General features: G+C 72.3%; 18 protein-coding genes. 9 read left to right on the top strand and 9 right to left on the bottom strand.

The features are described from left to right. Position 1 precedes the first annotated feature (1 nt). Positions 2-1,039, top strand: a complete 1,038-nt coding sequence (locus PV963_RS35105) for a carbohydrate ABC transporter permease (protein WP_274820488.1) — start codon at positions 2-4, stop codon at positions 1,037-1,039. Continuing rightward, positions 1,036-1,914 (top strand): carbohydrate ABC transporter permease, encoded by an 879-nt coding sequence (locus tag PV963_RS35100; RefSeq protein WP_274820487.1) that lies wholly within the window; start codon positions 1,036-1,038, stop codon positions 1,912-1,914. The genes PV963_RS35105 and PV963_RS35100 overlap by 4 nt, the downstream gene beginning before the upstream one ends. Here PV963_RS35100 and PV963_RS35095 read toward each other — a convergent pair. Beyond that, on the bottom strand, positions 1,878-4,058 hold the full coding sequence (locus tag PV963_RS35095; protein ID WP_274822203.1) for a glycoside hydrolase family 3 N-terminal domain-containing protein: 2,181 nt from the start codon (positions 4,056-4,058) through the stop codon (positions 1,878-1,880). The two genes, PV963_RS35100 and PV963_RS35095, sit on opposite strands and share 37 nt — an antisense overlap. 80 nt (positions 4,059-4,138) lie before the next feature. Then, positions 4,139-5,647 (bottom strand): BadF/BadG/BcrA/BcrD ATPase family protein, encoded by a 1,509-nt coding sequence (locus PV963_RS35090; protein ID WP_274820486.1) that lies wholly within the window; start codon positions 5,645-5,647, stop codon positions 4,139-4,141. A gap of 8 nt (positions 5,648-5,655) precedes the next feature. Between PV963_RS35090 and PV963_RS35085 the strand changes: the two genes are divergently transcribed. After that, positions 5,656-6,924 (top strand): glycoside hydrolase 5 family protein, encoded by a 1,269-nt coding sequence (locus tag PV963_RS35085; protein ID WP_274820485.1) that lies wholly within the window; start codon positions 5,656-5,658, stop codon positions 6,922-6,924. 71 nt (positions 6,925-6,995) lie between these two features. Here PV963_RS35085 and PV963_RS35080 read toward each other — a convergent pair whose 3' ends face one another. From PV963_RS35080 to PV963_RS35060, 5 genes are all read right to left on the bottom strand, one after another. After that, positions 6,996-8,489, bottom strand: a complete 1,494-nt coding sequence (locus tag PV963_RS35080; RefSeq protein WP_274820484.1) for a glycoside hydrolase family 3 N-terminal domain-containing protein — start codon at positions 8,487-8,489, stop codon at positions 6,996-6,998. A 78-nt stretch (positions 8,490-8,567) separates the two neighbouring features. Continuing rightward, entirely contained in the window at positions 8,568-8,975 is a 408-nt protein-coding gene (msrB, locus tag PV963_RS35075) for a peptide-methionine (R)-S-oxide reductase MsrB (protein WP_010034103.1), read from the bottom strand. A gap of 14 nt (positions 8,976-8,989) precedes the next feature. Further along, positions 8,990-10,381: a UDP-N-acetylmuramate--L-alanine ligase gene (gene murC, locus PV963_RS35070; protein WP_274820483.1), complete on the bottom strand. Its 1,392-nt coding sequence runs from the start codon at positions 10,379-10,381 to the stop codon at positions 8,990-8,992. A gap of 81 nt (positions 10,382-10,462) precedes the next feature. Then, positions 10,463-10,936 (bottom strand): indole-3-glycerol phosphate synthase, encoded by a 474-nt coding sequence (locus tag PV963_RS35065; protein ID WP_274820482.1) that lies wholly within the window; start codon positions 10,934-10,936, stop codon positions 10,463-10,465. Between the two features lie 253 nt (positions 10,937-11,189). Continuing rightward, a complete protein-coding gene (locus tag PV963_RS35060; RefSeq protein WP_274820481.1) occupies positions 11,190-12,005 on the bottom strand; it encodes a pyrimidine reductase family protein in 816 nt (271 codons plus the stop codon). A gap of 73 nt (positions 12,006-12,078) precedes the next feature. Between PV963_RS35060 and zapE the strand changes: the two genes are divergently transcribed. The 6 genes from zapE to PV963_RS35025 all read left to right on the top strand — a co-directional run bounded on the left by zapE (position 12,079) and on the right by PV963_RS35025 (position 19,447). Next, positions 12,079-13,146, top strand: a complete 1,068-nt coding sequence (zapE, locus tag PV963_RS35055) for a cell division protein ZapE (RefSeq protein ID WP_425540972.1) — start codon at positions 12,079-12,081, stop codon at positions 13,144-13,146. A 709-nt stretch (positions 13,147-13,855) separates the two neighbouring features. Further along, entirely contained in the window at positions 13,856-14,437 is a 582-nt protein-coding gene (locus PV963_RS35045; protein ID WP_274820478.1) for a carbonic anhydrase, read from the top strand. Between the two features lie 8 nt (positions 14,438-14,445). Then, on the top strand, positions 14,446-15,936 hold the full coding sequence (locus PV963_RS35040) for a SulP family inorganic anion transporter (RefSeq protein ID WP_274820477.1): 1,491 nt from the start codon (positions 14,446-14,448) through the stop codon (positions 15,934-15,936). Positions 15,937-16,102: 166 nt separating this feature from the next. Beyond that, on the top strand, positions 16,103-16,984 hold the full coding sequence (locus PV963_RS35035) for a slipin family protein (protein WP_274820476.1): 882 nt from the start codon (positions 16,103-16,105) through the stop codon (positions 16,982-16,984). Between the two features lie 90 nt (positions 16,985-17,074). Then, positions 17,075-18,457 (top strand): PhoX family protein, encoded by a 1,383-nt coding sequence (locus PV963_RS35030; RefSeq protein WP_274820475.1) that lies wholly within the window; start codon positions 17,075-17,077, stop codon positions 18,455-18,457. A gap of 87 nt (positions 18,458-18,544) precedes the next feature. Beyond that, positions 18,545-19,447 carry a PPK2 family polyphosphate kinase gene (locus PV963_RS35025; RefSeq protein ID WP_425540971.1) on the top strand — a complete coding sequence of 301 codons (903 nt, stop codon included), beginning with the start codon at positions 18,545-18,547 and terminating at the stop codon, positions 19,445-19,447. Between the two features lie 12 nt (positions 19,448-19,459). On the opposite strand, the gene PV963_RS35020 is transcribed toward PV963_RS35025, so the two are convergent. Together PV963_RS35020 and PV963_RS35015 are read right to left on the bottom strand one after the other, a co-directional pair. Continuing rightward, positions 19,460-19,945: an SRPBCC family protein gene (locus PV963_RS35020; protein WP_274820474.1), complete on the bottom strand. Its 486-nt coding sequence runs from the start codon at positions 19,943-19,945 to the stop codon at positions 19,460-19,462. Continuing rightward, positions 19,942-20,340: an ArsR/SmtB family transcription factor gene (locus PV963_RS35015; protein WP_274820473.1), complete on the bottom strand. Its 399-nt coding sequence runs from the start codon at positions 20,338-20,340 to the stop codon at positions 19,942-19,944. Before PV963_RS35015 ends, PV963_RS35020 begins: the two co-directional genes overlap by 4 nt. Positions 20,341-20,360 lie beyond the last annotated feature (20 nt).

Here is a 20,360-nt window from a genome sequence, read left to right as displayed (position 1 = left end):
GATGACCCAACCGACCGTCCACAAGGCGCCCGTCCCCGCTCCCCCGGGTGCGGGCGCCCGACGCCCCGGCGCTTCCGCCTCGCCCCACCCGCCGGGGCCCCTGCGCCGCGCCCTCCGCTTCGTCACGCCCGGCCCGAGCGCCGACGCGGGGGGCGCGGCGCTGTACCGCCGCTGGTGGCTGCCCTGGCTGTGGATGACCCCGGCGGTCGTCGGCGCGACCGTGTTCGGGGTCTTCCCGTTCCTCAACACGGTCGTCGTCTCCTTCACCGACGCCAAGCCGCTCGGCGGGGCGTACGACGTCGTCGGGCTGGAGAACTACCGCCGGATGCTGAGCGATCCGGACTTCTGGCTGGCGACCCGCAACAGCCTGCTGTACGCGCTGTTCGTGGTCCCGCTGATGGTGCTGCTGCCGCTGCTGCTCGCGATCCTCGTGGAGAAGAACCTGCCGGGCATCGGCTTCTTCCGCTCGGCGTTCTACACGCCGGTCCTGGCCTCCAGCGTGGTCGTCGGCCTGAGCTGGCAGTGGCTGCTGAGCGACCAGGGACTGGTCAACACCTGGCTCCAGAAGGCCCACCTCATCCGCGAGGCCATCCCGTTCCTGTCCGACTCGTGGCTGATCCTGCTGTCGGCGATGGGCCTGACGCTGTGGAAGGGCCTCGGCTGGTACATGATCTTCTACCTGGCCGCCCTCGGGAACGTCCCCAGGGAACTGCACGAGGCGGCGGCCGTGGACGGGGCGGGCGTCGTGCGCCGCTTCTGGCACGTGACCGTGCCCGGCGTCCGCCAGTCGATGATGCTGGTCGGCACCCTGACCGGCATCGGCTCGCTACGGGTCTTCACCGAGATCTACATGCTCGGCGGTGCCACCGGCGGCCCCGGCGGCGCCGACCGCACGCTGCCCTTCTACATCCGCGACGTCGGCCTCGACCCGCTCACCGGCAACGCCGGCTACGGCGCGGCCGTCAGCGTCGCCCTGTTCGCACTCACCCTTGGCCTCACGCTGCTCGCCCAGCGCCTGACGAAGGAGGACGAGGCATGACGACCGCCGTCGACAAGCGCCGCCGTCTGATGCCCCGCTGGCGCGACTACGGCCGCCCGCGCGAACTGGTCGTCCGCTACCTGCTGCTGGTGTTCGTCCTCTTCATCACCGTCGGCCCGCTGCTGTGGCAGCTGCTGTCGTCCCTCAAGGGCGCGGGCGAGGACGTCTTCGGCGCGGGCGCCTCCCTGATCCCCCGTCACCCGTCGCTGCGGGCGTACCGCGAGGTCTTCGACCAGGTGCCGGTGTGGACGTACATCAGGAACAGCGTGTTCGTCGCCCTGCTGTCCATCACCAGCCAGCTCGTCTTCTCCACCATGGCCGGCTACATGCTGTCCAAACCCGGCTGGAAGGGCCGCAAGCTGGTCTGGGTGGTGCTGCTGGCGTCCATGATGTTCCCCTTCGAGTCGATCATGGTGTCGCTGTTCCTCAGCGTCCGGGACATGGGCCTGGTCGACAACCTGGTCGGCGTCTGGCTGCCCGGCTTCGTCGCCGCGATCAACGTGCTCATCATGCGGGCCGCGTTCCTCGCCGTCCCCCGCGAGATCGAGGACGCGGCGATGCTGGACGGGGCGGGCGAGTGGAAACGCTTCCGGTACCTGTATCTCCCGTCCGCCTACGGCGCGCTCCTCGTCGTCACCATCAACACCTTCATCAGCGCCTGGGACGACTTCCTGTGGCCGCTGATCGTGCTGCGCACCGAGGACCACTTCACCCTGACGCTGGGCCTGGCGAGGCTGCAGACCTCGTCCTTCGGCTACGACCAGCGGATGGTGATGGCGGGCTCGGTGATCTCCGTGATTCCGGTGCTGGTGCTGTTCGTCATCACCCAGCGGTGGTTCTACAAGGGGGTTTCCTCGGGGGCCGTGAAGCTCTGAGTCGGTACGGCGGTCAGGGCGGCCCGCGCGGACGCGGCGACGCGGAACTCGACCACCGTGCCGGGCGGAACGGCGCTACCGAGGCCGGCGCCGAGCGGGAACGCGACGGTGCGGGTCTCGCCCGGCGCCAGGTCGACAGCCTGGAAACCGTGCAGTTCCAGCGTGCGCGGCCAGACGGGGGTCCGCAGCCGGCGGAGGTAGAGCTGGGCGACGGAACGGCCGTGTCGACGCCCCGTGTTGGTGATGTCGGCCTCGACGGTGTGCTCTGACAGCCGCGGCGGGCCGTACGCGAAGGTCGTGTACGACAGTCCGTGCCCGAAGGAGTGCAGCGGCTCGGCGCTGTCGTCCACGTAGCCGCCGTACTCGGTGTCCTTGTGGTTGTAGTAGACGGGGAGCTGGGCCGCTGAGCGGGGCACGGAGACCGGCAGGCGGCCTGCGGGCTCGGCGAGGCCGAGCAGCACTTCGGCGATCGCCTCACCGCCCCACGGGCCGGGGTACCAGGCGGTGAGCAGCGCGGCCGCCGTGTCGGGCACGACGTGCGGGCGGCCCTGGATCAACACGACCGCTGTCGGTGTCCCCGTCGCGACCACGGCGTCCAGGAGCGCGTACTGCGCGTCGCCCAGCCGCAGTCCGGCCAGATCGACGCCCTCGCCGCAGGTCATCTCGGACACGGCGGTGCGTGCGGCCCCGTTGGCGTCGAACTCGGTCCCGGTGGAGCGCGCGCTGCTGCCGCCCAGCACCAGCACGGCGACATCGGATGCGGCGGCCTGGGCGATCGCCTCGGGGAGGCCCGACAGGTCGCCGCCGGTGAGGGCGCAGCCCCGGGCGTGGCGTATGTCGATGCCGGCCGGGGCGAGCTTCCGCAGCCCGTCGAGGACGCTGGTTCCGGTGCCGGGCCGTTGCGGGGCGGTGTAGTCGCCCAGTTGGTGGGCGACGGTGTCGGAGTGCGGGCCCAGGACGGCGATACGGGAGACGGTCGCCGGGGACAGGGGCAGCACGCCGTGGTCGTTGCGGAGGAGGGTGACGGCGGCGCGGGCGAGGGCGGTGCTCAGGTCGCGTCCGACGGCCGGGGGCGGCAACGGGCAGGTGCGGTAGGGCTGTTCGAACAGTCCCAGGCGGAATTTCAACCGCAGGACGCGCGCTGTGGCCTCGTCGAGAGCCGCCTCACTCACCAGCCCCCGCTCGGCGGCCGCCTCCAGCTGCGTGAAGCCCTCGTCCCACAGGCTCAGATCCACACCGGAGCCGAGCGCGAGGGCTCCTGCGGAGACCTTGTCCCCGGTGATCCGGGCCAGCCGGTCCACGGCCAGTCCGTCCGCCATGACCAGTCCCTGGAAACCCCAGCGTTCGCGGAGCAGGTCGTGGAGCAGGGCGCGGTTCCCCGAGCAGGGCACGCCGTCCACCTCGTTGTACGCGGCCATGACGGCGGCGGCCCCGGCGCGGATCCCGGCACGGGCGGCGGGCAGGTGGATCTCATGGAGTTCCCGGAGTCCGAGCTCGGACTCGGCGGAGTTGCGGCCGCCGACGGTCGCGCCCTGCCCGGCGAAGTGCTTGAGGACGACGGGGGCCTTGTCGGCGGGGAAGTACTCGGCCGGTGCGCCCTGCATGCCGCGCACCAACGCCTCCGTCAGCCGTGCGGCCAGGTACGGGTCCTCACCGAAGCACTCCTCGGTCCGCCCCCAGCGCGGGTCCCGGGCGATGTCCAGGGCCGAGACCAGGGCGACGTGGCCGCCCCGGGCGCGCAGTTCGGCTGCGGCGTGGGCGGCGGCCCGCTCGTACAGCCCGGGGTCCCAGCCGGCGCCGACGGCCAGGTTGACGGGCAGGACGGTGCCGTCGAGTGCCATGTGGCCGTGCGGCACCTCCTCGACGAACAGGGCCGGGATGCCGAGCCGGCTGCGCTCGACGACGTGACGCTGGACGAGGTGGGCCAGTTCGGCGCCGTCCGAGACGCCGGATCCGGTGGCGTGGTCGACGCCGGACCAGGCGTCGGCGCGCAGCAGTCCGTACAGCGCGCCGAGTCCGGCGAAGCGCTCGGTCTCGGCGTACAGGGCGTCGGTGAGCTCGAAGCCGCCGTCGGGGGTGCGGCGGTAGGCGTCCCAGCCGTACATCCGCTGGTTGAGCTGGCCGGTCTTCTCGCGCAGGGTCATACGGGAGAGCAGGTCACGGACGCGGGCGTCGACCGGGGCGGTGGGGTCGCGGTACAGGGGTGTGCCCTGCCGGGTGGCGGTCACGTACGGCCGCCGTGGGCGAGGCGGGCCAGGGCGACGGCGCCGCGGCAGCCGTCGGGGACCCAGTCGAGGGTCAGGCCGAGGGCGTGGAGGCGGGCTTCGAGGCGGTCGGTGAGCGGCCCGTCGGGGCCGAGCAGTCCGCCGGTGGCGACCACCCGCTCCCCGGAAACGGGATCCAGCGCCCGTACGGTTTCCGTGAGTTGGTCCGCCGCCTCGTCAAGGATCGCCAGGGCGACCGGATCCTCGGCGTCCCGGGCCGTCGCTACGACCAGTGGCGCGAGCCGGGCCAGGCGGACGGGGGGCTCGGCCATGACGGCGGGGAGCAGGTGCCTGCGGTAGGCCTCGCGGTGGGGCCGGGACCAGGGGGTGTCGTCGTGGGGCGGGAGGGGGCGCCGGCCGAGGGCCGGAGAACCGGCCAGACCACCGGTCACGGCCCGGGCCCCGGCCCCTCCTGCCTGCGCCGGGCCGGACGGCCCCCGGCCCGCGCCCGTCCGTCCCGGGCCGGACGGCCGCCTGCCCGCGGCTCCAGCTTCTCCGGACTGCCCCGGACCGACCGACGGCCCGCCCGCGCCGGCCGACCGACCACCCGCGGCTCCAACGCCTCCGGACTGTCCCGAACCAGCCGGCCCCTGTCCGCCCGCGGCCCCGGCCCCTCCGGTCCACCCCGAACCGGCCGTCCGTCCGCCCGCGGCCCCGCCGCCCCCGGTCCGCCCCGAACCAGCCGACCACCCACCCGCGGCGGTCGGCCCGGTCACCGGCGGCGCCTCGTGCCGCCCGTCACGCGACGCGCCGTCCGCGCCGCCCGGGACCACGTCGGGGGACAGCCTTCGCACCGCGCCACCGGCCACGCCACCGGACGCCCCGCTGGGCAGCGCGTCGCCCGGCACCCTGAGCTCCCGCCCCACCGCCTCCGCCAGCACGGTCGGTGCGCCCCGGCCGTCGGCCATGCGCAACGCGGCGCGTACCGCCGCGCGGCCGATCCAGAAGCCGCTGCCGTCGTCGCCGAGGAGCCAGCCGTCGCCGTCCACGGTGGCGGTGCCGCGGCGGCCGGTGATGCGCATGGCGACCGCGCCCGTACCGGCGACCAGCGCGAGACCGTCGGCCGGGGTGCCCGGGGCGGAGGCGAAGGCCGCCTCGATGTCACTGCCGATGACGGGCGGACCCGCGTCGATGCCCAGCCGGCGCAGGGCGGCGGTGAGGGCGGCCAGGGCGTTGCGCCGCCCCGGCTCGTCGTCGGCGGCGTCCGTCGCACCCGCGAAACCGCCGGCCACGGCCACGACCCGGTCACGGACCGACTCCGGCACGGCCCGCCCGACGGCCTCGGCGAGGTGCTCGGTGAGCTGCGGCACCGGAACGGTCAGGGCATTGCCCGGCCCGGCGGCGCCCTCGCCCACCGGGCACCCGTCCTCGGCGGTCGCCAGGACCGCCCGGGTCCGCGTGCCGCCCGCGTCGAGACCGATCACCAGGGCCGAGGCACCTTGACGCTCCTGGTTCAATTCATTACCCATCGCCGACTATGGTGATTGATGCATTCACCCAGGGCAAGACTCGACCCGAGGAGGATCCCATCCCTACGCTCCGCTTCGGCGTCAACTACACGCCCCGCCGCGGCTGGTTCCACTCCTGGCACGACTTCGACCCGAAGCACGCCCGCGAGGACCTGGACCAGATCGCCGCGCTCGGCCTCGACCACGTCCGGGTCTTCCACCTCTGGCCGCTTCTCCAGCCCAACCGGACCCTCATCCGCACCGCCGCCGTGGACCAGCTGGCACACCTGGTCGACCTGGCGGCCGAGGCCGGTCTCGACGTGCTGGTGGACGGCGTGCAGGGCCATCTGTCCAGCTTCGACTTCTACCCGGAGTGGACCCGCAGCTGGCACCACCGCAACGTCTTCACCGACCCGGAGGCGGTCGCCGCCCAGGCCGAACTCATGCGGACCCTGGGCCGCGCCCTCGGCGGCCGCCCCAACCTCATCGGTCTCCAGCTCGGCAACGAGCTCAACAACCTGGTCGAGCACAACCCGGTGACCCCGGACGAGGTGGACCACTACCTCGACACCCTGCTGGCCGCCGCCCGCGAGCACCTGCCCCGGGGCCGGATCGCGACCCACTCCGCCTACGACGCGGCCTGGTACGGCGACGACCACCCCTTCACCCCCGAGGCCTCGGCCCGCAAGGGCGATGTCACCACCGTCCACCCCTGGGTGTTCTCCGGCGACTGCGCCCGCCGCTACGGCCCCCGCTCCCCGCAGGTGCTGCACCTCGCCGAGTACGGCACGGAACTCGCCAAGGCCTACGCCGAGGGCCCGGCCCGCCCGGTCTGGGTCCAGGAGACCGGCGCCCCGGAACCGCACGTCCCGGCGGCCGACGCGCCCGAATTCGCCCGGGCGACCGTACGGAACGCGGCCGGGTGCGAGGGCCTGTGGGGCGTGACCTGGTGGTGCTCCCACGACGTGGACCGCTCGCTGGCCGACTACCCGGAACTGGAGTACACCCTGGGCCTGTTCGACGCGCGGGGCAACGCCAAGCCGATCGCGACCGCCCTCGCCGAGACGGTCGCCGAGGTCCGCGCGGGGCACCACCCGGCCCACCCCCGCGACACGGCCCTGGTCCTGGACTGCACGCCGTCCACGCGTTCCGTGTCCGGCCCGCAAGGCGCCTACTTCGAGGCGTGGATGGCCCTGCGCGCGGAGGGCGTCCGCCCGGCGGTGGTCCTGGCGGCGCGGGCGGACGACGCCGCGTACCTGGCGGCGCGCGGCATCAAGGAGGTCGTGCGAGTGCCGTAGGTCCTGTCGTCACATTCCCGCCTGCCCGGCGGTGTCTGGCAGGCGGGAATGTGACGACAGGACCTGGGGGCTCAGCCGCCCGCCAGCACCTCGGCGACGGCGCGCAGGTTCGCCCGGCCCCGCCCGTAGGAGCACAGGGCGCCGCCCTCCGGCAGCCCGGTGTCGACCCGTACGGCATCGGGCCGCCGGGCCAGCAGGGCGGCGCGCAGCCGTTCCTGCCAGGGGTGCAGCCCGGCGTCGCAGGTGGCGACGGCCAGCGGCGCGGCACCGGACGCGCGCAGGATCCCGTCCACGACGGCGGCCGGATCCGCCGGCTCCCCGGTGACCGCCGTCCCCGTGGCCGTGGGATCGACGGCGCGCACCTCCGTCAGCAGGTCCTCGCCGCCCCAGTTGAGCGCGGGGTGCGGCGGCGGGAACAGGTCGACGACGTGGGCACCGCGCACGACCGGCGGCACCGGACGGCTGCGGACAGCCCGGCGGGCCGCCTCCAGCCCGGCCCCCGCGTCCCAGCCATCGACCGCCCCGGCCGGAACCGCGTACCGCCCGGCGAGCCGCCGCACCCGCCCGGCGGCCTCCCACAGCCGCTCCTCGGACAGCACGGCCGAGCTCAGCGCACCGAGCACCGCATCCCGGCAGGCCAGGGTGACCTCCAGGTCCGGCACGGCCACGACGACCTGGTCGGCACCGGCCGCGAGGGCGATCCGCGCCCCGGCGGCCTCGCCGTAGCGGTCGGCTATGGCCTTCATCTCGAGCGCGTCACTGACCAGGACCCCGTCGAAGTCCAGCTGGTGGCGGAGCAGATCGCCCAGGATGCGGCGGCTCAGGGTGGCGGGCCGCTCGGGGTCCAGCGCCGGGTACACGACATGCGCGCTCATGATCATCGGCACGCCGGCGTCGACGGCCGCGCGGAACGGTTCGAGGTCGGCCCGCAGTTCGTCGTACGGCCGCGGATCGACGGCGATGCCGTGGTGGCTGTCGGTCTCGGTGCCGCCGTGCCCGGGGAAGTGCTTGGCGCAGGAGGCGACGCCCCGCCGCTCGGTGGCGGCGATCCAGGCCCGCAGGTGCCGGGCGGCGAGCGCGGGTTCGGCACCGAAGGAGCGGGTGCGCACGATCGGGTTGCCCGGATGGTGCTGGAGGTCGGCGACCGGGGCGTAGGAGACCGTGATGCCGAGGGAGGCCAGATGCCCGGCCAGGGCGTCGGCACAGCGGGCGGTCAGTCCGGGGTCGTCGGCGACACCGAGCGCGAACGACCCGGGCACCTCGGGAGCGCCGGCACCCACCAGGTGCCCGATCCCGCCGCCCTCGTTGTCGATCCCCACGAGCAGGTCCGGCCGGAGGGACCGCAGCTCCCCGGTGAGCCGCCGCACCTGCTCCGCGTCCCGCACATTGCGGGTGAACAGGATGACCCCGCCGAGCCCCCGGTCGACGAGCCGCTTGAGCTCGTCCGGGACACCCGTCGTCCCGTCGAACCCCGCGACGAGACAGTGGTGGGCGGCCTCGTCGAGATCGACGGGGAGGCCGGCGGGGCCTGTGGAGGGGTGCGCGGAGGAGGTCACCCCGGACATCCTCTGGCTCACTCAGCCATAAGTCAACGGCCCCGCGGTTCACCGATTCATGGGGTCACCCATTCATCCGCGAGCGGCTCAGGCCTCCTCGGGCGCCAGCCGCAGCGCGATGCTGTTGATGCAGTACCGCTGGTCCGTGGGCGTCGGGTACCCCTCACCCTCGAACACGTGCCCGAGGTGGGAGCCGCAGCGGGCGCAGCGCACCTCCGTGCGGACCATGCCGTGGGAACGGTCCTCGATCAGTTCCACCGCGTCGGTGTCCTTCGGGTCGAAGAAGGACGGCCAGCCGCAGTGGGACTCGAACTTCGTGTCCGAGGTGAACAACTCCGCGCCGCAGGCGCGGCAGGAGTAGACGCCCCGCGTCTTGGTGTCGGTGTACTCACCGGTGAAGGCGGGCTCCGTGGCCGCCTGGCGCAGGACCGCGTACTCGCCCGGGGTCAGCTCCGCGCGCCACTGCTCGTCCGGCTTCTCGACGTCGTACGGCATGAGCCTCCAGCCCCTCAGTTCGACAGACGGTCCAGGATGCGCGGGCCGAGGTCGGTGACGTCGCCCGCTCCCATGGTGAGAACGAGATCCCCCGGCTTCGCCATTCCCGCGACCACCGAGGGGACGTCCGCCTTGTCGCGCACCGGCGTCACGTCGGCGCCCGCCGCCCGGGCCGCCTCGATGATCAGCTCGCTGGTCACGCCGGGGATCGGGTCCTCACGGGCCGGGTAGATGTCCAGCACCACCGAGGCGTCCGCCAGGGCCAGGGACTGGCCCATCTCCTTGCCCAGCTCCTGCGTCCGCGAGAACAGGTGCGGCTGGAAGACGACCAGGATCCGGGCGTCGCCCGCCGCCGCGCGCATGGCCTCCAGGTCGGCGGTCATCTCGGTGGGGTGGTGCGCGTAGGAGTCGATGACCTGCACACCCGCGGCCTCGCCCATCAGCTGGAGCCGCCGCTTCACGCCCCTGTACGCCGCCAGCGCCGCGGCCAGCTCCTCGGCGGGGACGCCGAGCGCCACGCCCGCCGCGAGCGCGGCCACCGCGTTGTGCGCGTAGTGGCGGCCGGGCACGGAGACCGTGAAGGTCAGCTCCTCGCCCTCCAGCACCACGGTGACCTCGCTCTTCAGGCCCTGCGGCACGACCGACAGGATGCGCACGCCGGCGTCCTCGGACTCGCCGTACGTCACCACCCGCACGCCGCGTCCCGCGACCCGGCGCGTCAGCTCCCGCGCACCCTCGTGGTCGGCGGTGACCACCAGCGTGCCACCCTCGGTGACGCGGTCCACGAACGTCTCGAACGACTCGTAGATCTCGTCCATCGACGCGTAGTTGGCGTGGTGGTCCAGCTCGACGTTGAGGACGATCGCGACCTCGGGCGCGTACTTGTGGAAGCTGCGGTCCGACTCGTCCGCCTCGGCGACGAAGATCTCGCCCTCGCCGTGCAGCGCGTTGGAGCCGGGGGCGTCCAGGTCCCCGCCGATCGCGTACGACGGCTTCAGGCCCAGCTCGCTCAGCGACACCGCCAGCATCGAGGTCGTGGTCGTCTTGCCGTGCGTACCGGCGACCGCGATCGGGCGCAGGCCCTCCATCAGGGCGGCGAGCGCGTCGGAGCGGTGCACGACGGGGATGCCGAGCTCGGCCGCGCGGGCCAGCTCGGGGTTGTCCTGCCGGATCGCCGAGGACACGACCACGCAACTGGCGTCGTCGGCCAGGTGTTCCGACGCGTGCCCGATGTGCACCGTCACACCCAGCGCCCGCAGCGCCTCGGCCGTCGCCGACTCCTTGGCGTCACTGCCCGCCACGACGGCCCCGCGCTGCGCGAGGATCTTGGCGATCCCCGACATCCCGGCCCCACCGATGCCGATGAAGTGCGGTCGGTCCATGGCGGTGGGAAGGCCGGGTGCCATGCGTGTCTCCCTGTGCGTGTGCGGAACGTTCAGCGGCACAGCCTATGCCGAAGCGTCCGGAGACGTTGACATCACCGGTGGCTACGCCTTGCTGTGCGAGAACAGCTTCAGCACCGGCACGCCGACCTTGTGCCGCGCCCGCGACGCCCAGTCCCGGTGGAAGAACTCCTCCACGTAGTGGGGGTCGGTCAGCACGATGACCTCATCCGCACCGACCTCCTCCACCAGGGACTTCAGCGCGTCCAGCGGATGATCCTCGATCAACCGCCCTTCGGCCTCGCTCCCGGACGCCCGCAGCGCCGCGAGTGAAACCTCCAGTGCCCGCTGCCCGACGCTCAGCGCCTCCTCGCCCTGAGGCGTCTCCCCCTCGCGTACGGCCTCGTCGAGCTCGCCGAGCGCGATGTCGTCGATGGCCCGCAGCAGCCGGTCCGCCTGCTCGCCGCGCGGCTGGAGCAGCACCTGGAAGGAGACCGGCTCCTCCCCGTGCAAGGTCGTGACGAACTCCACGTCGGCGGACGTCAGGGCCTTCTCGATCATCAATACGCTTGTGAACACCAGGCGCCCCTTCTGCTCCCGGGGGCCCGTGGCCCCACTCCTCCGTGGGCCGTGCAGGGCCCTGCGGAAACCATCCTGCCCCGTGTTCGCACGGGTGCTGCCGGATCCAGTGTGCCCTCCGGAAAGCAAACGGAACGGCACATTCCGCCGATTACCGGACCGGCGACGACCACCGCCCCGATTCGGGCCCACACCGACCGGTTCGGCTCCCCGGGTGCCGACACCTGTACCCCGTGCGGCGCGGTTCAGTACGTCAGGACCGCCCGTACCGCGTGAACAGGAAGCCGTCCTCCTCCAGCATCGACACCAGCCTGAAGCGCTGCGGCACCGTGACGGCGGGCCCCCCGGCGATGCGCTGCGCGTCGCCCGCGGTGAGCAGCGGGGAGACGGTCAGGCACAGCTCGTCGAGCACGCCGGCCGCCACCAGCTGCCCGAGCAGCCGCGGTCCGCCCTCGGTCAGCAGCCGGGTGTGGCCGAGGCCGGCGAGGGCCTGGACGGCGCGGGCCGGGTCCACGCCGATGCCGTCCCCGGCGGTGACCACCCGGGCGCCCGCCTTCTCGGCGGCGGCGACACGGTCCGGGGCGGCCGAGGCTCCCGTGAGGATCAGGGTGGGGACCAGGGGCGAGGTGAACAGCGGCAGCGAGAAGTCCAGGTCCAGGCTGGCGGAGACCACCGCGATCGCGGGGGCCGGGCCCTGCCCGGCCGCCTCCCTCATCTCCGCGAACTCGGCACGCGCGCGTGCCGCCCGGTACCCCTCCTGGCGCACCGTCTGCGCGCCGACGACCACGACGTCCGCCAGCGCCCGCAGCGTGCCGAAGATCCGCATGTCGGTCGCGCTGGAGATGGGCTGCGAACGGCCGTCGTGCTGGGCGGCGCCGTCCAGCGTGGACACCATGTTGGCGCGCAGCCACGGCAGCGGCCCGCCGGGCCCCGCCTCGGGATAGGCGTACGCGGCGGCCAGCTCGGCCAGACTCCACTCCCGTCCGGCCCCGTCACGAACACCCTCCCCGGGCATCCCACCCGAGTCCGGAGCTGCTGTTTCATCGGTCACAGGGAACAGACGTCGCATGCCGTGCAGTGTTCCACGCCCCGTAGCATGGTGAACCGTGTCCTCCTCCCCTGCCCCCTCCGGAACCGGCCCCATGACCGACCCGGCCCCGCTGTCCCTGTGCGCCCGCGAGCCGCACGTGCCCGCGGACCGGCTGGTCGCCGAGATGGTGCCGCCGCCGCGGTTCGACTCGGTGCGCTTCAGCACGTACATCCCGGACCCGAACCAGCCCAGCCAGACGGAGGCCGTCCGGGTCCTGGAGGGCTTCGCGGCGGGTCTCGGCCACGGAGCGGGCGGCTCCGGCAAGCGGCGGCTGTTCGGGTTCGGCAGGGCACCCAAGAAGGCGGCCCCGGCCGGCCCGCGCGGCGTCTACCTCGACGGCGGTTACGGCGTCGGCAAGACCCACCTGCTGGCGTCCCTCTGGCACGCCACCCCGGCCGAGCCCACGCTCAAGGCGTTCGGCACGTTCGTGGAGCTGACCAACCTGGTCGGCGCCCTCGGGTTCCAGCAGACCGTCCAGACCCTCTCCGGCCACCGCCTGCTGTGCATCGACGAGTTCGAGCTCGACGACCCCGGCGACACCGTCCTGGTCTCCACCCTGCTCGGCAAGCTCGTCGACGCGGGCGTCGCGCTCGCCGCCACCTCCAACACGCTGCCCGGCAAGCTCGGTGAGGGCCGGTTCGCCGCGGCCGACTTCCTGCGCGAGATCCAGGGCCTGTCGGCCCACTTCCGCGCCCTGCGCATCGACGGCGAGGACTATCGCCACCGCGGGCTGCCCGAGGCACCGCCGCCGTACTCCGACGAACAGGTGACCAAGGCGGCGCACGCCACCGAGGGCGCCTCCCTCGACGCGTTCTCGCCCCTCCTGGAGCACCTGGCCCGCGTGCACCCCAGCCGGTACGGCGCCCTGACCGACGGAATCAAGGCCGTCTGCCTCACCGGCGTGCGGCCGGTTCCCGACCAGTCGACGGCGCTTAGGCTCGTCGTCCTCGCGGACCGGCTCTACGACCGTGAAGTGCCCGTGCTGGCCTCGGGTCTGCCCTTCGACCAGCTCTTCAGCGAGGAGATGCTGAACGGCGGCTACCGCAAGAAGTACTTCCGGGCCATCTCCCGGCTCACCGCCCTGGCCCGCGACGCGGCCACGCTGGCGAACACTCGGTAACCACAACCCCAATATCGCGCCAACCGCCGTATCGCAAGCGTTGGTTCAAGCCAACCCACCTACGGTTTTCAGGCTCTCTTCAGCTTGAAACGTTAAGTTAACCCTGCAAACGACCTTGCAGGGTTAACGTGTTTCTTGACCAGCCATTGACTAAGTGTTGGTCAGCGCTAGATGTGCGAATCAACCGAAGGGGGGCGCATGCGCCGAGGTACGACGGCACGGACCGTGGTTTCGCTCCTCGCCGCCGTCCTGCTCGCCCTCCAGCTCTTCGCACCGACGGCGTCCTTCGCATCCGCGCACACGCACCGTGAAGTCGAGGCCAAGGCTCAGTCCGGAACTGAACCAACCGGCGCGTCTTCGCGCCCCCGAACCAAGGTTTCCGGGAAGGCTCTGCGCGACGAGATCGCAACCTGCCGCGCCGGACACCATCGGGGCCCGACCGGCCCCCTGCGGACCCGCGACCGGTTCCACAACGCCGACTCGGCGCCATCGGCGCCCGATCGGCCGCTGCTGAGGCACATCTCGCCGTCAGCACCGGAACGGGTCACACCCGGCGTCGCGCACGAACGCACGTCGAGATCCTCGGCGTCGCATACTCCGGCAGCGCTTCAGGTCTTCCGCTGCTGAGGAACAGAGCAGTTCCATCCCCCACCTCTGTCATGCCCGTCCGACGCGCCCCCACTGCGCGCCAGGAGGAGTCACCACACTCATGCAACCCCTCATCGACAACGCCCGCATGTTCGGACAGCGCCCTGAGGAGTTCGCTCGCCTCGCCGAGGGCCAGTCCCCCGACGTCCTGTTCATCACCTGCTCCGACTCCAGGGTCGTACCGGCCCTGATCACGGGCGCCCGGCCCGGCGAGCTCTTCGAGCTGCGCACCGCGGGCAACGTCGTCCCCCCGTACGCCTTCGGACACCCCACCTCGGAGGCGGCCACCATCGAGTACGCCGTGGAAGTGCTCGGCGTCAAGGAGATCGTGGTCTGCGGCCACTCGCACTGCGGCGCCGTCGGCGCGGTGGTGCGGGGCGACGACCTCACCGCCGTTCCCGCCGTGCGTGACTGGCTCGCGCACGCCTGCGACGAGCCCAAGTGCACGGACCCGGCCGACAAGACGGTCGCCGAAGCCGTGCAGAACCACGTCCTGGCGCAGGTGGAGCGGCTGCGCTCCTACCCGTGCGTCGAGAGCCGTCTGACGGACGGCCGGCTGCGGCTGCACGCCTGGTTCTACGAAGTGCACACCGGAACCGTGCGGAACCACCGCGCGGACACCGACACCTTCGAGACCCTGTGAGGGACACCATGACCAAGTTCCCTTACCTGAGGCAGGACTTCCTCGCCTCCATCGTCGTCTTCCTGGTCGCCGTGCCGCTGTGCATCGGTGTGGCCGTCGCCTCCGGTGTCCCGGCCGAACTCGGCCTGATCACCGGCATCGTGGGCGGCCTCGTCACCGGTCTCATGCCCGGCAGCAGCCTCCAGGTGTCCGGACCCGCCGCCGGCATGACCGTGCTGGTCTTCGAGGCCGTCAGCGAGTTCGGGGTGGCCGCACTCGGCGTGATCGTGCTGATGGCCGGTCTGCTCCAGCTCGCCATGGGCTTCCTCGGCATCGGCCGCTGGTTCAGGGCGATCTCCGTCTCCGTCGTCGAGGGCATGCTCGCCGGCATCGGTCTGGTGATCATCGCCGGGCAGATCTACGCGGCGGCCGGCCTGAAGGCCCCGGAGACCGGCATCGGCAAGATCGCGGGGCTGCCGGGAGCGTTCACCGACGCCCTGGGCAGCACCGAGGCCCTGATCTCGCTCGCGATCGGCGCGGGCACCATCGCCGTCATCGTGCTGTGGAAGAAGCTGCCGAAGGCCGTGCAGTCCGTGCCGGGCGCCCTCGCGGCGGTGGTCCTGGCCACGATCGCCACACTCGCCTTCAGCCTGCCGGTCGCCACGGTCGAGGTGGAGGGCCTGCTCGGCGTCATCCAGCCGCCCGGGACCGACGCCCTCGGCGAGCTGGCCGGCCCGGCCATCTGGGGCACGATCATCGCGTTCGCGCTGATCGCCTCCGCGGAAAGCCTGTTCAGCGCGGCGGCCGTGGACCGGCTGCACGACGGTCCGCGCACCCAGTACAACAAGGAGATGATCGCCCAGGGCGCGGGCAACACCGTGTGCGGTCTGCTCGGCGCCCTGCCCATGACCGCGGTGATCGTCCGCAGCTCCGCCAACGTCAACGCGGGGGCGAAGACCAAGGCCTCCCGTGTGCTGCACGGCGTGTGGCTGCTGCTGTTCGCCGCCGCGATGCCATGGGCCCTGGCCCTGATCCCGCTGCCCGCCCTCGCCGGCATCCTGGTGCACGCGGGCTGGAAGCTGATCCCGTTCCGCCAGGTCGTGGCGCTGTGGCGGGCCCACAAGGGCGAGGCGCTGATCCTCGTGGTCACGGCCGTGTCGATCGTCGCGGTGAACATGTTCGAGGGCGTCCTGATCGGTCTGGCCCTGTCGGTCGTCAAGACCGCCTGGGAAGCCTCGCACGTCAAGCTCGAGGTCATAGACAAGGGCGCCGGTCCCATCCAGGCCTACCTGTCGGGCAACGCCACCTTCCTGCGACTGCCGAAGATCCTCGACAGCCTGGAGGCCCTCCCCCAGGACCGCCCCGTCGAGCTGGACCTCTCGGGACTGCACCACCTCGACCACGCCTGCCGCACGGCCCTGGAGAGCTGGGCCGAACGCCACAGCGCGACGGGCACGGAGCCGGTGAAGTTCACGGAGCCGGAGCCGTCTCCGGAGGCCGAGAAGGTCACGGCCGCGTAGCGACGTAGCCGGAACGCCGACAATCCCCGGTCCGGGGCGCGCCCGAGAAGCGCGCCCCGGACCTTCGCGTGTACGGCCCCGGCCCGCAAGGCATGGCCCCGACCCCGAGTCCAGGCATATCGTTGCAGGAACAGACGAAACGGGACCTCTGGACGGGGAGGTCGGCATGGTCGAAGAGCTGATCGGGGCGGTGGCGGCGGCCGGAGCCGGGGGGCTGGTGTATCTGGCCTCGGCGGCGCGGATCGTCAAGCAGTACGAGCGCGGGGTCGTGTTCCGGCTCGGGCGGCTGCACGGGGAGGTGCGGCGGCCCGGCTTCAACATCATCGTCCCCGCGGTGGACCGGCTGCGTAAGGTCAACATGCAGATCGTGACCATGCCGGTGCCCGCCCAGGAGGGCATCACCCGCGACAACGTGACCGTGCGGGTCGACGCGGTCGTGTACTTCAAGGTCGTGGACCCGGCGGCCGCGATCGTCAACGTCGAGGACTACCGCTTCGCCGTCTCCCAGATGGCGCAGACCTCCCTGCGCTCGATCATCGGCAAGAGCGAACTGGACGACCTCCTGTCCAACCGGGAGAAGCTCAACCAGGGCCTGGAGCTGATGATCGACAGCCCGGCCGTGGAGTGGGGCGTGACGATCGACCGCGTGGAGATCAAGGACGTGTCCCTGCCGGACACGATGAAGCGCTCCATGGCCCGCCAGGCCGAGGCCGATCGCGAGCGGCGGGCCCGGCTGATCAACGCCGACGCCGAGTACCAGGCCTCGAAGAAGCTGGCACAGGCCGCTCACCAGATGGCCGACACGCCCTCGGCGCTCCAGCTGCGCCTGCTCCAGACCGTGATGGCCGTGGCGGCGGAGAAGAACTCCACGCTGGTGCTGCCCATCCCGGTGGAGCTCCTGCGGTTCCTGGAAAGGGGCCACCAGGAGGCGGGCCGGCAGGAGACGGACCGACAGGAGACGGGCCGGCAGGCACCGGAGCCGGCGGAACATCCCGTCGACACGACAGAACAGGCCATCGACGAGCTGCGGCACGCGGTCGAGCAGTGACCCACGCTACGCGTGTGGTTTCCGCCGCCCGCACCAGGTGGTAGACACAGCGGGATCACAGTTCCTGTCCGCCAGCAGGAAGGTTTCGCCATGACCAAATCCGGTCGTATCGCCACCCGACGTCAAGTGCTAGCCGGTACGGGCGCCCTGGGCGTCGGGATCGCGTTCTCCGGCGCCCTGTCCGAACTCTTCGCCGGCACCGCCGCCGCCCAGAACCTCGGCCACGAGGGCTACGGCCCGCTCGTCCCCGACCCGAAGGAGCTGCTCGACCTGCCGGAAGGTTTCCGCTATCGGGTCCTCTCCCGCGAGTCAGACCCGCTCCGCTCCGGCGGGGGCAAGGTCCCCTCCAACCACGACGGCATGTCGGCCTTCGCGGGCAGAGGCGGCCGGGTCCACCTGGTCCGCAACCACGAGAACCGCGCCGACGGCAGGGTCCCCGTGCCGACGGTCGAGGGCCTCACCTACGACCCGGCCGGCAAGGGCGGCTGCACGGCCCTGACGCTGGACTCCCGCAACAACGTCCTGTCGGAACGCGTCGCGATCGCCGGCACGGCCGTGAACTGCGCGGGTGGGCCCACTCCGTGGGGCACCTGGCTGACCTGCGAGGAGACCGAGGAAAAGGCGAGCGCCGCCGGCTACGCCAAGGACCACGGCTTCATCTTCGAGGTCGACCCGGTCGACCCGCGCCGCACGGGGGCCGTACCGCTGACCGCGATGGGCCGCTTCCAGCACGAGGCGATCGCCGTCGACCCTCGGCGGGGCGTGGTGTACGAGACCGAGGACGCCTTCCAGAAGCCCTTCGGCCTCTTCTACCGCTTCCTGCCGGACCGGCCGCTGGGCGGGCGGGGTTCACTGCGCGCGGGCGGCCGGCTCCAGGCCATGCGCGTGCCCGGCGTGCCGGACCTGTCCTCGATCCAGGACATCGGCGCGGAGTTCGACCGCGTCGAGTGGGTGGACGTACCGGACCCGCAGGCCGCGCGGACGCCGATCCGGCTCCAGGACTTCGGCCCCAAGGGCATCACGCACGCGCAGAAGCTGGAGGGCTGCTACTGGGGCGGCCGGTCAGTGTACTTCGTGTCGTCGTTCGCCCGCAGCGCCGAGGGGTCGGCGGCCGACCACTTCGGGCAGGTCTGGCGCTACGACCCGGACCGGCGACGGCTGACCCTGGTGATCGCCTTCGGTCCGGACACCGACATCCAGAAGCCGGGAGAGTCGCCGGACAACATCTGCCTGGCCCCCAGCGGCGGTCTCATGGTCTGCGAGGACGGCAACGGCGCCCAGCACGTCTACGGCGTGACCCGGCGCGGCGAGGTGTACGCGTTGGCCCGCAACCGGCAGACCATCGGCACCCCGGAGGAGCCCGAGTGGGGTGAGTTCGCCGGGGTGGCCTTCTCGCCCGACGGCGACACGATGTACGTCAACTGCTACAACCCCGGCACCACGTTCGCGGTGACAGGTCCCTGGCGCCGGTAAGCGCGGCTCTGTTTCCCGTCAGGGCGCCGGGTGCGCAACCCGGCGCCCCGGCGGACGATCGAGGCCCGGGGAACGGAAGGGGGCCCGGTGACGGAGAAGGACACGGCGGAGAAGGACGCCGCGGACAAGGACAAGGAGGCCGAGCGCGGGACCACGCTGCGGGAGCGGCTGCGCGTCCCCGCCGGTGAGCCGGTCGAGCTGTCCCGTCACGACGCCGCCGCCACTCCCGGCGGCCCGGACGGCAAGGCGGCGGGCAAAGCCGCCACGGCCCGGATCGGCGAGCAGCTCGCCGGCCTTCAGGAACGGCTGTGGGCGGCGAGCACCGCGGGCGACCGGCGCCGCGTCCTGCTGGTCCTCCAGGGCATGGACACCAGCGGCAAGGGCGGCACGGTCAAGCACGTCATCGGGCAGCTGAACCCGGCCGGCTGCCGGATCACGGCGTTCAAGGCACCGACCGCCGAGGAGCGCGCGCACCCCTTCCTGTGGCGCGTGGAGAAGGCGCTCCCGCTCCCCGGCGAACTCGGCATCTTCGACCGCTCGCACTACGAGGACGTCCTGGTCGCCCGCGTCCGGGAGCTCGCGCCACGCGCCGTGATCGAAAGCCGCTACGAGCGGATCAACCGTTTCGAGCGGTCCCTCGCCGACGACGGCGTGACCCTGATCAAGTGCTTCCTGCACATCTCCTACGACGAGCAGCGCCGCCGCCTGCTCAGACGCCTCGACAAGCCGGACAAACGCTGGAAGTTCGCCCCGTCCGACATCGACGACCGCGCCCTGTGGCCCGCGTACCAGGAGGCCTACGAGATGACCCTGGAGCGCTGCGGGACCTCGTACGCGCCCTGGTACCTGGTCCCGGCCGACCGCAAGTGGTACCGCAACTGGGCGGTCAGCACGCTGCTCCTGGAGCATCTGCGGGAGCTGGACCCGCGGTATCCGGAGGCGGACTTCGACGTGGCGGAGTGCCGGAAGCGGCTGCTGGAGCAGTCCTGATCCCGGGCCGGGTCAGGAGGCGAGCAGGGCGTCGATCTGGCCGACGGCCTCCTTCAGGCCCTCCTCCATGCCCATGGTGATCAGCTGTTCCATCTGCTCACGGGAGTCGAACAGGGAGCGCATCTCCATCCGGGTGCCGCCGCCGTGTTCGCTGAGCCGCACCGTCACGGACATGGTCGGCATGTCGTCCTTGGGCTTTCCGTCGTCGTCGGCGAAGCCGTCGGTGAACTCCAGGGACGTCGGCTCGGTGACCGAGGTGATCCGCCACCAGCCGCGGTGTCGGTCGCCCTCCGGGCCGGTCATGAAGTACGTGACCTCTCCGCCGGGGGTCAGGTCGTGCTCCTCCACGGTCGCCGGGTAGGTCGGCGGGCCCCACCAGCGCTCCAGCTGCCGGGGGTCGGCCCACAGCCGCCACACCCGCTCCACCGGGGCGGCGAAGTCGGCGATCAGGGTGAGGGTGAGGTTGTCGAGGTCCTTGTCGACACTGGTGACGCTCATCTCTCGGGTCCTTCCGGGGTGTCGTTCTCTTCGGTACCGGGGTCTTGCGGCTCTTCGGTGCCGGGATCCTGCGCGAGCAGCCGGGCCATCCGGTCCACGCGCCCGCGCCATGCCGACTCGAGCTCGTCGAGGGCCTGGCGGGCGCGGCCCACCGCGTCGGGGTCGGTGCGCACGAGCTGCTCCCGTCCGCTGCGCTGCTTGCTGACGAGACCGGCCCGTTCCAGCACCGCGACGTGCTTCTGCACGGCCGCGAAGCTCATCGGATAGGCCTCGGCCAGCCGGGAGACCGACAGCTTCCCGCGCACGCAGCGGCGCAGTATGTCCCGGCGTGTGGTGTCGGCCAGGGCGTGGAACAGCCGGTCCACGGTCTCTTCGTCCAGCTCATCTACAACCATTTGGTTGTACGTTAGTCCTG

The sequence above is a fragment of the Streptomyces coeruleorubidus genome, from assembly GCF_028885415.1.
GTDB classification, from domain to species: Bacteria; Actinomycetota; Actinomycetes; order Streptomycetales; family Streptomycetaceae; genus Streptomyces; species Streptomyces coeruleorubidus_A.
The sequence above is the reverse complement of the archived record's forward strand: the minus strand, read 5'-3'. Positions and strand labels throughout refer to the sequence as shown.